Origin of the sequence: Paenibacillus sp. FSL R5-0623 (assembly GCF_037974265.1) — a bacterium.
GTDB lineage: Bacteria > Bacillota > Bacilli > Paenibacillales > Paenibacillaceae > Paenibacillus.
The window spans coordinates 2413431-2426528 of sequence record NZ_CP150233.1 but is presented as its reverse complement, the minus strand read 5'-3'; the positions used below and the strand labels follow the sequence as shown (position 1 = coordinate 2426528).

The following is a 13098-nucleotide window of genomic DNA, read 5'->3' as shown; positions in this document are numbered from 1 at the left end:
TCAGAAATCATGTTGTCCGTTTAAGCCACTTATTCATAAATCCCCTGATTCCTGTCAAGGTTCCGGATCCCGGAGTTGCAGGTACAGCCAGATAACGAAGAGCAAGTTTCTCTATATCTTTGGAGGCTTTGGCATTCGGATAAGCCAGACTATAGGGCATTTGCCTTTTTACCGCCTTGACTACCTGGGCGTCTTCTGAAATATACCCAAGCAGCGGAATATCCGTCTGCAAAAACCGCCTCGCCACTCCAGCTATTTTATCTGCCACCCGTTCCGCTTCTCGTTCGTCTTCCACCCGGTTAACGATCATCCGAAAGGGCGTAGCATTTTCCTGGCCGTGCATAACTTTGACTAAAGCATAAGCATCGGTTATTGAAGTTGGTTCAGGTGTAGTTATAATCAGGCATTCATCAGCAGCACCGATGAACTTCATATTCTCTCTGGAGAGTCCTGCCCCAGTGTCAAAGATGACATAATCCATTTCCTGGGCAATATCCTCGACTTGACTGGCGAAGAACTCCAGATCACGATCAGACAATGAGAACAACTCTTTCATGCCTGATCCCCCAGCAATGTAAGGCAAGCCACTAGCACCCAGTTGTATGATTTCCCTTATGGATTTATGTCGGTACAACAGGTGGTAAAGATTATAGGAAGAAGACGTACCCATAAGAACATCAATATTAGCCATTCCAATATCAGCATCAAATACAAGTACCTTTTGCCCCAAAGCCTGCAATGCCAAGGCAAAGTTCAGTGTGAAATTGGATTTACCAACACCTCCCTTACCACTGGCCACAGTAATGATTTTCGAGGATCGAATATCTCGCTCAATGCCTTCCAATTCCAATGGCGCGGAGACCATACTTCGAAGTGCAGCTGCCTGATCCTTCATTGTGACCATTCTCCCAGCAACTGTTTAGACAACGAATCTTCATCCGGCTTCAACAAATCGTCCGGAACATTTTGTCCATTTGCCACATATGCGAGCTTGAGTGGAAAACGGTGTAACAAGTTAAATAGCGGACCGCAACTCCCAGTCTCATCCATTTTGGTGAAAATCACCTTATCTAGACCATATTTACTGAAATGTTCCGTGATCTGAACCATATCAGCACTTTTGGAAGTCATACTCATGACCAGAAAGGTTTCGCTATTCTCTACAGGAGCAAGCAAACTTTGCAATTCCGAAACAAGTAATTCATTTCTGTAGTTTCTACCCGCTGTATCCATAAAAATCAAATCACAATTCTCTAATCGAGAAATGGCACGTTGTGTATCACCGGGTGATTGTACCACCTCAAGTGGAACATTCAGTATAGATGCATATGTTCTAAGCTGTTCTACCGCCGAGATCCGATACGTATCTGATGTAATGAATCCTACTTTACGCTGTTTTTTAAACATTTGTTCAGCAGCCAATTTTGCAATTGTCGTTGTTTTCCCTACACCGGTTGGTCCAGCTACATAGACGATTCGCGTGGTAGGAAGAATGCCTTCTTCAATACGTTGCTCCAAAAAGTGCATAACCTCAAGTTTCACTATTTGCTCTACATCCTGTTCTTTCAATCCATTCTCAGACCATTTTGCTTGAATTGAATCAAACCAGGATTCCCATACTTCAGGCCACACATCTTGTTCTGTCAAACGTTCTCGGATCGTATGCAGTTCCTCTGGCACAGGGTCCACAGAAGTACCTTGCTTTGAAAGCCTGGTCACCATCTGTTTAAGATCCTGCAATTCAGTCATCAACTTGTCCTGCTGCAGGTCTGAGCCTGTTGGCTTCGGAGCAGTTGTTGAACCCGAAAAATCCGCCCCTTGCGGTCGCGGTTTATGATCGGTGCTCGAAGAACCAGAGCCGCTGTCTGTGTCTGAACCGATATTACGCGATTCAAACACAGACGGCGCAGCCGCAGATTGGTCCTGTACACTTTGATCAGCTGTACTCATTGTCGCCGACTCATCAGAAGCCGCAACAAACGAACGAGCTGTTTGCCGATAAGCCTCAGGTACAAATGCACGAGGTACAGGTGTGAATTGATTTTGTACTGGCTTTGTTGTTTGCTTGTTTTCTTCCTTATCCACTGCAGCTACAACTTCGATCCGTTTTTTGCGAAACATTCCCATCACACCGCCCACCTTAATCTCTTTGGTGGACAGAATAACGGCATCACTTCCCAGGTCTTTGCGAATTTGAAGCATAGCTTCGGGCATGGTCTCAACAACGTATTGTTTTACTCTCATAAGTTCACCACCCCGATACTTTGAATTTCAACATTCGGCTCCAACTCGCTGTAGGAAAGCACAGGAATGTCCTGCATAGTACGTTCAATAACCTGACGCAGATACATCCGAATGGTTGGAGAAGTTAATACAACAGGTTGCTGACCTGATTGAATCAAACGGTTCACTTGTTCACTGAGCTTTTGATATACATTTTGTGTAGATACAGGGTCTAGCGCAAGATAACTTCCTTGATCCGATTGTTGCACACTTTCAGCAATCTTTTTCTCAAGACCAGGTCCAACCGTGATCACTCGAAGTGTCTCACCTTTCTGAGAGAACTGCTGCGTAATCTGACGTGAGAGGGATTGTCTGACGTATTCAGTCAGCACATCAGGATCCTTCGTATACGTACCATAGTCAGCCAGTGTCTCGAAGATGGTAACCATATCCCGAATAGATATTTTCTCACGCAATAACTTGGCAAGCACTTTCTGTACATCACCAATGGAAAGTAGCGAAGGGATCAGTTCATCCACAAGGGCAGAATAGTTCTCTCTGAGATTATCCACAAGTGCTTTTGTCTCTTGTCTTCCAAGTAACTCATGCGCATGTTTCTTAATCAGTTCCGTCAGATGTGTAGCCACAACGGAAGGCGGATCAACGACCGTATATCCTGCAAGTTCCGCTCTGTCTTTGGTTACTTCATCAATCCATAGTGCCGGAAGTCCAAAAGCAGGCTCCGTCGTTTCAATACCTGTCACAGATTCCTCATCATAGCCAGGACTCATGGCAAGGTAATGATTCAGCAACAGTTCTCCTCCGCCTACCACATTACCCTTGATTTTGATAACATACTCATTGGGTCTTAGCTGGATATTGTCTCGAATCCGTATGACCGGAACGACCAACCCCAGTTCAAGAGCACACTGCCTCCGAATCATAATGATCCGATCCAATAAGTCCCCACCCTGCTGATTATCAGCAAGCGGGATTAAACCATAACCAAATTCAAACTCAATAGGGTCCACCTGAAGCAGGTTAATTACACTTTCAGGACTTCTAACCTCTTCAATCTGCTGTTCTTCTTCCAACTGTTCTTCCGCTACTTGTTTCAAATTCAGATTATTCTGCATACGCCACGCGGCATATGCCAACACACCTGCCAACGGAAGCGTAGTAATAACATGAATGGGTGTGAAGAAACCGAGCATGGCGATAACGAAAGCTACGATATAAATAAGTATTGGATATGTAAACAGTTGCCCTGTAATATCATCTGCCAGGTTTCCTTCGGATGACGCTCTGGTGACGATAAGTCCTGCTGCTGTGGAAATAAGCAGAGCAGGGATTTGGCTTACCAATCCATCTCCGATCGTCAGTACAGAGTACGTTGACATTGCATCTGCAAAAGCCATCCCATGCACAGTCATACCGATTATAAATCCACCAATGAGATTGATCAGGAGGATGATAATACTTGCAATTGCGTCACCTTTTACGAATTTACTTGCTCCATCCATCGCTCCATAGAAATCGGCTTCACGTTCAATTTTGGAACGACGCTCACGAGCTTGTTGCTCGTTGATCAGACCCGCATTCAGATCCGCATCAATACTCATTTGTTTACCAGGCATCGCATCGAGGGTGAATCGGGCAGCAACTTCAGCTACGCGCTCAGACCCCTTTGTAATAACGATAAATTGAACGACAACGAGGATCAAAAACACGATAAATCCAATCGCAATTTGCCCACCAGCAATCCAGCTACCAAAGGTAGCAACTACAGCTCCGGCATCCCCATCACCAAGGATTAGCTTGGTTGTCGAAATGTTCAGTGCCAGTCGGAATAGTGTAGTGATCAACAGCAAAGCTGGAAAAATAGAAAACTGTAACGCTTCTTTGCTGTTCATGGCAACAAGGAGTATCATCAGAGCAATTGAAATATTCACGACCAGCAACAAGTCCAACAGCCAGGGCGGGATCGGGAGAATCATCATCAACACAATGCCAATGATACCCGCAAGGACAGCTATATCTTTAATCTTCAATGAATGTACGGCCTCCGATCCCCTTTTATTTCGTTCTGCCCTTTAGTTTATATACATAAGCCAGCACTTCGGCTACCGCTTGAAACAAATCGGCCGGTATAGCGTCACCAATCTCGGCTCTCTGGAACAATGCTCGTGCTAACGGCTTGTTTTCCATCGTAATAACACCGTTTTCTTTGGCAATTTCCTTAATACGCAAGGCGACATAATCCTGACCTTTGGCAATAATCTGCGGTGCCTCCATCTCGGAACCTTCATACTTTAGCGCAACCGCGAAGTGGGTCGGGTTCGTGATGATTACATCCGCATTCGGCACTTCCTGCATCATACGCTGCATTGCCATACGACGCTGACGTTCCCGGATTTTACCTTTGATCAGCGGATCGCCTTCCATTTTCTTGTACTCATCCTTAATGTCCTGCTTGGACATGCGAATCTTCTTCTCATGGTCATACTTCTGATACATGTAATCAAATATCGCAAGTATCATTAATGCCACTGCAATCTTGATACCAAGACTTAAAGTGATCGACGCAGCAAAATGTAAAATAGCATCCAATGAAAAATGAGAAAGTGAAGCAATATCTGACTGGTAGCCCTTAATTGTACTGTAAACGAGATAACCGATAATCGACATTTTCAAAATGGATTTAGCAAATTCCACTAATGAGCGGAGAGAGAATATATTTTTGAAACCTTTAATCGGGTCCAGTTTCTCAAGTTTTGGCTTCAAACCTTCCCCTACAAGAAGAAAACCAACTTGCATGTAGTTAACGATCAAAGCAACCAATAACGCACCCAGCAAAACGGGAGCGATCAATAACAAAACTTCAATGCCATAGCGCATCATTAGCGCCATCACATTCTCTCCGGTGATATCCATACTCAATCGATTGATAAAGATATCTGTAAACAGACGAACTATACGTTCTTTATAGAAATTGCTGAATACCATCATGATCAAAAACGCGATTAGGAGAATGGATGCGCCAGATAGTTCAGCACTTTTTACAACCTGTCCTTTTTTTCGTGTATCCTGTCTCTTTTTCGGGGTAGCTTTCTCCGTCTTCTCCCCTGAAAACAACTGGAGGTCGAGTTGAAGTTTCATCCGTGTCTTTTCCTCCGTTTCACTCAGCCGGGCCTTTGTCCAATGGTTCCAAGCAATTTTTCCATCGATCTGAATATCGCTTCGAACAATTGACTAAATACAAAGGAGAAACTGGGAACCAGCAAAAGCAAAATAGCAAGACCAACGAGTAACTTAAGCGGCAAGCCAACTGCAAATACATTAAATTGAGGAGCAGTTTTGGCCAAAAAGCCCAATCCAACATCCGTCAAAAACAACGCAACTACAATTGGAGCCGACATCTGAAAAGCCAGCATAAATGATTGCCCTAAGGTCTGAATCAAAAATTCAGCAATACTTCCATCTGCCAACCGTAGGAAAAACACATTCGATAATGGTACCCACCGGTAACTGTAAACTATCGCATCCAGCAAATAATGGTGTCCATTCATCGTCAGAAACAGAAGCATTGCAAATGCATACTTCAAGTTACCCGTAAGTGGAGCTGAAGCACCTGTCATTGGATCATATACATTAGCCATACCAAAACCGATCTGTAGATCGATAAAGGTCCCCGCAGTCTGAACAGCCGTCATCAACAGATAAGCCACAAAACCTAAAAGCAGGCCAATTAATATCTCTCTGATGATCAATAAGACATAGCTCAGGTCTGTAGGCACGGTCTGGTCTATTCCATAGATCAGATAGACAGATAATGTGACAAATGCAGAGATACCAATTTTAACTGAAGCCGGCACATTTCGAGCCGAAAAAACTGGTGCAGTTACAAAAAATGATGTGATTCGACAAAACATAAGCAGAGCGACAGGGAAACTTTGCAACAATGTCTCCATCTGCTAAAGCCTACCCTATGTATCTGTATAGATTATCGAGAATGTTAAACGTAAAATCGACCAAGATATTTAAGATCCAAGGTCCAAACAAAAGTACTGACAGAAGTACGGCAACAATCTTGGGTACAAAAGCTAATGTTTGTTCCTGAATTTGAGTTGTCGCTTGAAAAATACTGATTGCAAGTCCTACAACCAGAGCTAGTATAAGCATGGGTGCACTGGCCAGCAATGACGTATATACCGCTTTCCCGGCCAGACCGATAATAAATTCCGAAGTCATGACCGTCCTCCTTTAACTTTCCGGATCAAGTGTTAAAACTCAGTAACAGTGACTTGACTACCAGGTACCACCCGTCCACAAGGACAAAGAGCAGTATTTTGAAAGGTAATGAGATCATGACCGGCGGAAGCATCATCATCCCCATTGCCATGAGTGTACTCGCGACAACAATGTCTATAACCAGAAACGGAATAAAAATCATAAACCCCATCTGGAATGCTGTCTTCAACTCACTGATTACATATGCCGGCACCATAACAGTAATTGGAATATCCTGATAGGTCTTTGGTTGTTCAGTCTGATTGTACTTCATAAACAGCAGAAGATCTTTTTCTCTGGTGTGACTAAACATAAATTTCTTCATGGGATCCGCTGCTTTTTCAAGTGCCTCGGTTTGCGTAAGCTCTCCCTGGAGATAGGGCTGAAGCGCTACCTGATTTATGGAAGACAACGTTGGCGACATAATGAAAAGTGTCAGAAATAGCGCCAAACCGACCAGCACCTGATTGGGTGGCATTTGTTGTGTACCCAAAGATGTACGTATAAAACCGAGCACAATCACAATCCGAGTAAAACTGGTCATCAGTACAAGCATTGCTGGAGCAATACTAAGCACCGTAATTAACAGAATGATGGACAGTGAACTTGTGCTTGGTGTTCCTCCATCACCGTTTCCAATCTGAATATCAATATTCGGAATGGGTTCGGCAAAGGCAACCGTTACAGATGCCAGACTGATAAGTCCTAATAAACAACACGCTAACCAAATCTTTTTCTTCATGAATCCCTCGACCGATCTGTAGTATTGTCTTTATCCAGGAGCTTTTCCATCTTCTCTTTACGGTTAGGCATCTGCCGAAGTTTGGATTCAAACATTTCGTGAAAAGAAGTTGTGTCCTCTAGTTCCATTTCCCGCGGCGGTTCTTCTTTACGGAAACGTTTTGTGAGCTTGGCAATGAGAGGTGAGAGATTTCCTTGTTGAGCAGCAGCATCTCGTTCGAAGGAATCAATGATTCTTTGGGCCTCTTCCAGATCCGAAACCTTATCTATCAACTGGATGTCTTCACCTACACCAAGCAGATATACACATCCACCAATTTCCATAATTTGCAACGACTTGTTTTGCCCCAGTCCAACTCCGCCCAGGGTACGAATTGTGCCGTGCCGGAACATTTGCTGATTCCGTTTGTTTAAGAAACGGATCAGATAAACAATAAGGGCCAGGATGACGGCCAGGACAACAATCACCCATACAAGCTGTAAATAATAATTACTTCCCACGCCAGCTCCTCCTGGAATATCACCCTGAGCCATCATCATGTCTCTTAAACGCCCAGTGTCTTGCTGATCGCTTCGATAACCCGGTCAGATTGGAACGGTTTAACGATAAAGTCTTTGGCACCTGCTTGAATAGCGTCGATTACCATCGCTTGTTGACCCATCGCGGAGCACATAATTACTTTAGCGTTAGCATCAATCTTCTTAATTTCTTTCAAAGCTGCAATGCCATCCATCTCAGGCATCGTAATATCCATTGTGATCAGATCCGGACGAAGCTCTTTAAATTTCTCAATTGCTTGTGAGCCATCCTGTGCCTCACCAACAACCTCATATCCATTTTTGGACAAAATGTCCCGGATCATCATTCTCATAAATGCAGCGTCGTCTACGACTAAAATTCGGTTTGCCATCTTGATTCAAGTCCTCCCTAAATTGTGCTTATTGTAATTTCTGAATTCGGTCCCATTGGCTAACGATATCTATAACACGAACACCAAAGTTTTCATCAATAACGACAACTTCTCCCTTGGCGATCAGTTTGTTATTCACCAAAATATCGACAGGTTCCCCGGCTAACTTATCCAGTTCGACAATCGAACCCTGTGACAGTTCCAAAATATCTTTAATTTGCTTCTGGGTCCTTCCTAATTCTACGGTGACTTTAAGGGGAATGTCCATCAATAAATTCAAATTGTTTTCGTCTACCTGACCATACGCGCCATTTTGCAAATTGGCGAATTGAACTGGTTGTACGTTGACATTCCTATTTGGCATTCCACCGTAATGTTGAGGTGCACCATAAGGTTGCTGCGGTGGCATGCCATACGGCTGCTGTGGCGGCATTCCTTGAGGCATACCCATCGGGGCCTGTCCATATCCGTTATAGTCCTGAGCAGGCTGTTGTGGAGCCTGTGGAGCCTGTGGAGCCTGTTGGTGCTGAACGGGCGGCTGCTCCGCAACCGGTGGTGGCGTTGCTGGTACAGCTACTGGCGCAGGTTCAGGTGTTGATGCCACTGGTGCGCTGGCAGTTGACTCCTGAGCGCCTCCAATCAGCATATCTACCATGCTTTTGGCAAAATGCACTGGTAGCAACTGCATCAGATTGGAATCGATCAGATCCCCGATTAACAAGCGAAATGAAACCTGGATGAGCGTCTCATCTGCTGGAAGATTACTTACACCCTCTCCACTCTCCAGATTGAGAATATCGATACCCGGAGGGGAAATATTCACAAAACGATTAAAGATCGTGGACATTGAGGTTGCAGAGGAACCCATCATCTGGTTCATCGCTTCCTGTACCGCACTAATATGGATTTCATTCAGTTCTTCATCGACCGGATTTCCTTCGCCACCCAGCATCAAATCAGCGATGACTTGAGCATCTCTCTTCTTGATAACAAGTGAGTTAATGCCTTCGAATCCATCCACGTAATTCACATGAACGGCAACATGCGGCTTAGGAAAAGCTTCTTCAAACTGCGTTCGACTAATGATAGAAACTTTAGGTGTTGTAATATCTACTTTGAGGCCTAATAGCGTGGATAAGGCTGTTGCCGCGCTACCAAATGTAATGTTACCAATCTCCCCCAAGGCATCCTGCTCCAGCTCGGTCAAAAAATCATCAACCGTTTTTTCGGCGGGTTCCGAGCTGTTTATCGATTCCGATTGCCTGAGCAAAGCATCGATTTCTTCTTGGGATAAATAATCCTTACTCGTCAAATTCTTCAACTCCTTCGGTGACAATCTCGTCTATTTGCACAGCCACACGGTCTTTGATTGTCCCCGGACTGCCCATGTATTTCAATTTGTCACCCACTTTAATGGAAAGTCCCTCATCAACTGGTTTGTTCAACGTAATGACATCGCCAACGGACAGACCCAGAAATTCTGCAATTGAAATTCTCGATTCTCCCAATTCCGCAACGATGGGTAACTTGGCTTTGTTCACACGCTCTTTTAGAGCATCATACTCCTCAGGAGCTCTTGTTTTCTTCTCCGAAACAAACCACTGATGAGTTGACAACCGTGACATAATAGGTTCAAGAACGACATGTGGTATACATAGATTGATCATGCCTGTCGTGTCACCAATTTTCGTACTGAGCGAGATCAGAGCAATGGTCTCATTGGGAGATACAATCTGCATAAATTGCGGATTGGTCTCGAGCGCTTCCATCCTCGGGGTAATATCCAACACGGTCTTCCATGCCTCTTGCAAACTTTCAAATGCACGACTGAATATTCGTTCCATAATGGTCGTTTCAATCTCCGTCATGGATGCAATCTTTGTTGGAGCACTCCCGTTTCCACCAAGAAGGCGATCCAACATCGCATATCCCACGTTTGGATGGACTTCCATCACCATTCGTCCCTGTAGTGGCTCCGCTTCAAAAATGTTCAATATCGTCATCTTAGGAATAGAACGGATAAACTCATCATAAGGCAACTGTTCGACCTGAACGACATTGATTTGAACGAACGTCCGCAGTTGGGCTGAAAAATAAGTGGTGAGAAAGCGTGCAAAGTTTTCGTGAATACGAGTCAAGCTTCTGATATGGTCTTTGGAAAAACGCACTGCCCGCTTAAAATCGTACGATCTAATTTTCTTCTGAGTTTCTTCCTTCTTCAATTCTTCTGCGTCCATTTCACCAGAAGAAAGGGCTGCTAATAGGGCGTCAATCTCATTTTGTGATAATACATCCACCATGTTCTCACCCCCTTACAGGTCTACAGCATGTTCTGTTCATTTACATCGTTGCTATCACAATGGATGAAAAGCTCGTACTACTTAGATTACCTTCTGGTAAAGCTTCATTAATAAGACCGGTTAATTTCTCGTTAAATAATATCCGGCCCTTCGCTGTAGCCAGTTCCTCAGACTTCGTATCTGCAAGCGTCTGAATAATGATTGGTTTTACAACAATTTCTTTGATTTTCTCAAAATCTTCTTTTGCAGTTTTGTCAGTCAACTTGAATGAAAAGCTGACAACTACAACATGATCCGTATCAGCCAAATTGGTTTTAATTTCTCCAAGCTCAGAAGAAACCTCTACAATCTCATCCGCAGTCATCTTCTTGGCTTCTGAAGCTGCCGCCGTATGTGTGTCGTCCTTATTCCCGTTCTGTCCTTGCATAAATACAAACACAACCACCACAATGAGTGTTATCGCCAGCAACATTGTTGCAAGCCAGGGCATCATTTTTTTCATCAGGATTCCTCCGTTTGCTGCACTTTAATAGTGGCTGCCTGAACCCCGATTTCACGGTTGTAATCTTTAATCTTGGAAATAACGTCATCGGCTTTTTCAAGCACAATCAGTCTCTTTCCAGTTACCAGAGTAATATACGTATCCGGCGTCTCTTCCACAATTTCAACCATCAGCGCATTTAACCACATGGGAGAACCATTTAACCGCGTAACCGAAATCATGCTAAGCCCCCTTGATCAGAGTGGGAGGAGCAAGCTCCCCCACGTTTTAAAAATTCATTTAATCAGCTATTAACGTTTCAGGTTAACAACTTCCTGAAGTATTTCATCCGACGTTGTAATGATCCGGGAGTTTGCCTGGAATCCACGTTGAGCTACGATCATCTCAGTAAACTCTCCTGTCAAATCCACGTTAGACATCTCGAGCTGTCCAGCAATGATTGCTCCTGTTCCGTCCTCAGCACTGTTCGCTGTTAATGGTTCCAGCGCCCCATCCGGATTCGCGTTTGCTGTCATACGGTACAAGTTGCCCCCAATTTTCTCAAGGCCTTCTGGATTGACAACTTTACCTATTCCAATCTGTGGACCCGCTTCGATGGTTCCGTCTGCCATGGTTTGGTTAATTGTTCCATTCTGACCTATTGTGAAGGAAACAACATCATCCGGTATCGTAATATTTCCACCACCGTTATCCAGAACAAACAATCCATCCGAAGTCAAAAGGTTACGTGCAGCATCCACATGGAAATCCCCTGCACGAGTCAGGTAAGGTACTTCCTGATCTTCACTCAAACGTACCAAGAAGAATCCATCTCCATTAATCCGAAGATCTGTTGGATTATTCGTTGTCATTGGGCTACCTGCCAGATGCAGCGTATCAATTGAACCTACCGTTACACCAAGACCGATTTGTTTCGCATTGACACCACCACTTGCATCGCCAGGGGCAGTTACCCCTGCCGTTGTTTGGCTCATAATATCTTTGAACATAACCCGACTGCCTTTGAAGCCAACCGTGTTTACGTTCGCAATATTGTTACCAATTACGTCGAGTTTTGTTTGGAAACCCCGCATCCCGGAAACGCCTGAGTACATTGATTTTATCATTTTTAAAAATCCTCCCAGTCTTCATTTGGTTACCGCATCAATCGGTCAGCGGCATTCCGGCTCCCGAGAAGGGCCAGCCGGTCAAGAAATGATTACGGCACTATCAATCTGAGTGAACACATTATCCTTCATGCTCTCACTATCCATAGCTGTAACCACAGTACGATTTTTGACATTGACGATAAAAGCCATATCCTGCATTAAAATCAATGACTCTTTGGCTCCTTTGGCAGCAGCTTTGTCCAAAGCAGAACCAATCTGTTCCATTTGCTCGGTCTTGAGCTCAATGCCACGCTGTTCCAATCGTTTGGCAGCATGATTGCTCAATTTCAGAAGATTATCTTCCAGCACCTTTGCAAAAGGTTTTTCGGGTATGGCCGAAGCTTCTCCCGTTTTGGGTCTTTGAAGCATATTCGGTGTAATTGGGCCTGCATATAATTGTCCAACCGTTATACGATCACTCATATCGTTTTCCCGCTATCTTCCGTGTCACCCGTTTCAGTGGATGATTCAACTGGCTGGCTCTCGTTCGTTTCAGGGGTTACATCCTGAACGTTCTGTACCGGAGTTTGACTCTCTTCTGCCTGTTTTGGATAATTCACCTGAATGATCTCATCCAGCTTAATCTCGTCTTTGCCCACTTTTGCGTATTGAACGCTATCTCTCACAATAATGGAATCTACAATACCCTGGCGAAGAGTTCCGTTATCATCTTTATTAGAAGAAAGCCAACTTACCTCCATGCCAATCATGCCGGATACAGCACCAAGTGACTGGTTCAATGTTTTAAGCTGGGTAGAAATATTGACCAGTTGTTCCACTGAGCTGAACTGTGCCATTTGAGCGATAAATTCCTTATCCTCCATCGGCTGCATCGGGTCTTGATTTTGCAGCTGGGTAATCAGGATTTTTAGAAACTGATCTTTACCCAATTCTTTTGTTGCAGCACTTGTGGTTGCTTTATTGGCTGCCGAATAGTTCGGCCAGGTATTATTCGTTGAAACAATTTCATTAGCCATTTGCTC

Annotated in this window: 16 protein-coding genes; all 16 read right to left on the bottom strand. The window is 44.2% G+C overall.

Features of this window, described 5'->3' with window-relative positions; translation table 11 throughout:
- Window positions 1-7: 7 nt before the first annotated feature.
- Entirely contained in the window at window positions 8-895 is an 888-nt protein-coding gene (locus MKY92_RS11135; RefSeq protein WP_076208891.1) for a MinD/ParA family protein, read from the bottom strand.
- The gene (gene flhF, locus MKY92_RS11130; RefSeq protein ID WP_339300686.1) at window positions 892-2244 is read right to left on the bottom strand and encodes a flagellar biosynthesis protein FlhF; all 1353 of its coding nucleotides are present in this window, start codon (window positions 2242-2244) and stop codon (window positions 892-894) included. Before flhF ends, MKY92_RS11135 begins: the two co-directional genes overlap by 4 nt.
- Window positions 2241-4274 carry a flagellar biosynthesis protein FlhA gene (gene flhA / locus MKY92_RS11125; protein WP_339300684.1) on the bottom strand — a complete coding sequence of 678 codons (2034 nt, stop codon included), beginning with the start codon at window positions 4272-4274 and terminating at the stop codon, window positions 2241-2243. Before flhA ends, flhF begins: the two co-directional genes overlap by 4 nt.
- A 25-nt stretch (window positions 4275-4299) precedes the next feature.
- Window positions 4300-5382 (bottom strand): flagellar biosynthesis protein FlhB, encoded by a 1083-nt coding sequence (flhB, locus tag MKY92_RS11120; protein ID WP_179088479.1) that lies wholly within the window; start codon window positions 5380-5382, stop codon window positions 4300-4302.
- 23 nt (window positions 5383-5405) lie between these two features.
- A complete protein-coding gene (gene fliR / locus MKY92_RS11115; RefSeq protein ID WP_036609353.1) occupies window positions 5406-6194 on the bottom strand; it encodes a flagellar biosynthetic protein FliR in 789 nt (262 codons plus the stop codon).
- Window positions 6195-6204: 10 nt separating this feature from the next.
- Entirely contained in the window at window positions 6205-6474 is a 270-nt protein-coding gene (gene fliQ, locus MKY92_RS11110; RefSeq protein ID WP_017689172.1) for a flagellar biosynthesis protein FliQ, read from the bottom strand.
- A 25-nt stretch (window positions 6475-6499) separates the two neighbouring features.
- Window positions 6500-7255 carry a flagellar type III secretion system pore protein FliP gene (gene fliP / locus MKY92_RS11105; RefSeq protein WP_036609355.1) on the bottom strand — a complete coding sequence of 252 codons (756 nt, stop codon included), beginning with the start codon at window positions 7253-7255 and terminating at the stop codon, window positions 6500-6502.
- Window positions 7252-7788, bottom strand: a complete 537-nt coding sequence (locus MKY92_RS11100) for a flagellar biosynthetic protein FliO (RefSeq protein WP_100529395.1) — start codon at window positions 7786-7788, stop codon at window positions 7252-7254. The genes fliP and MKY92_RS11100 overlap by 4 nt, the downstream gene beginning before the upstream one ends.
- Before the next feature lie 11 nt (window positions 7789-7799).
- Window positions 7800-8165, bottom strand: coding sequence for a response regulator (locus MKY92_RS11095; RefSeq protein ID WP_017689175.1), 366 nt, complete (start codon window positions 8163-8165; stop codon window positions 7800-7802).
- Window positions 8166-8193: 28 nt separating this feature from the next.
- Window positions 8194-9477 carry a flagellar motor switch phosphatase FliY gene (gene fliY / locus MKY92_RS11090; protein ID WP_339300681.1) on the bottom strand — a complete coding sequence of 428 codons (1284 nt, stop codon included), beginning with the start codon at window positions 9475-9477 and terminating at the stop codon, window positions 8194-8196.
- Entirely contained in the window at window positions 9467-10465 is a 999-nt protein-coding gene (gene fliM / locus MKY92_RS11085) for a flagellar motor switch protein FliM (RefSeq protein ID WP_339300679.1), read from the bottom strand. Before fliM ends, fliY begins: the two co-directional genes overlap by 11 nt.
- A 40-nt stretch (window positions 10466-10505) precedes the next feature.
- Entirely contained in the window at window positions 10506-10967 is a 462-nt protein-coding gene (locus MKY92_RS11080; RefSeq protein WP_211081647.1) for a flagellar basal body-associated FliL family protein, read from the bottom strand.
- On the bottom strand, window positions 10967-11188 hold the full coding sequence (locus MKY92_RS11075) for a flagellar FlbD family protein (RefSeq protein WP_076208897.1): 222 nt from the start codon (window positions 11186-11188) through the stop codon (window positions 10967-10969). Before MKY92_RS11075 ends, MKY92_RS11080 begins: the two co-directional genes overlap by 1 nt.
- A 69-nt stretch (window positions 11189-11257) precedes the next feature.
- A complete protein-coding gene (gene flgG / locus MKY92_RS11070; protein WP_339300676.1) occupies window positions 11258-12073 on the bottom strand; it encodes a flagellar basal body rod protein FlgG in 816 nt (271 codons plus the stop codon).
- A gap of 81 nt (window positions 12074-12154) precedes the next feature.
- Window positions 12155-12538 carry a TIGR02530 family flagellar biosynthesis protein gene (locus MKY92_RS11065; protein ID WP_047842481.1) on the bottom strand — a complete coding sequence of 128 codons (384 nt, stop codon included), beginning with the start codon at window positions 12536-12538 and terminating at the stop codon, window positions 12155-12157.
- Complete coding sequence (locus MKY92_RS11060; protein ID WP_221824179.1) at window positions 12535-13092, bottom strand: flagellar hook capping FlgD N-terminal domain-containing protein; 558 nt, start codon at window positions 13090-13092, stop codon at window positions 12535-12537. The genes MKY92_RS11065 and MKY92_RS11060 overlap by 4 nt, the downstream gene beginning before the upstream one ends.
- Window positions 13093-13098 lie beyond the last annotated feature (6 nt).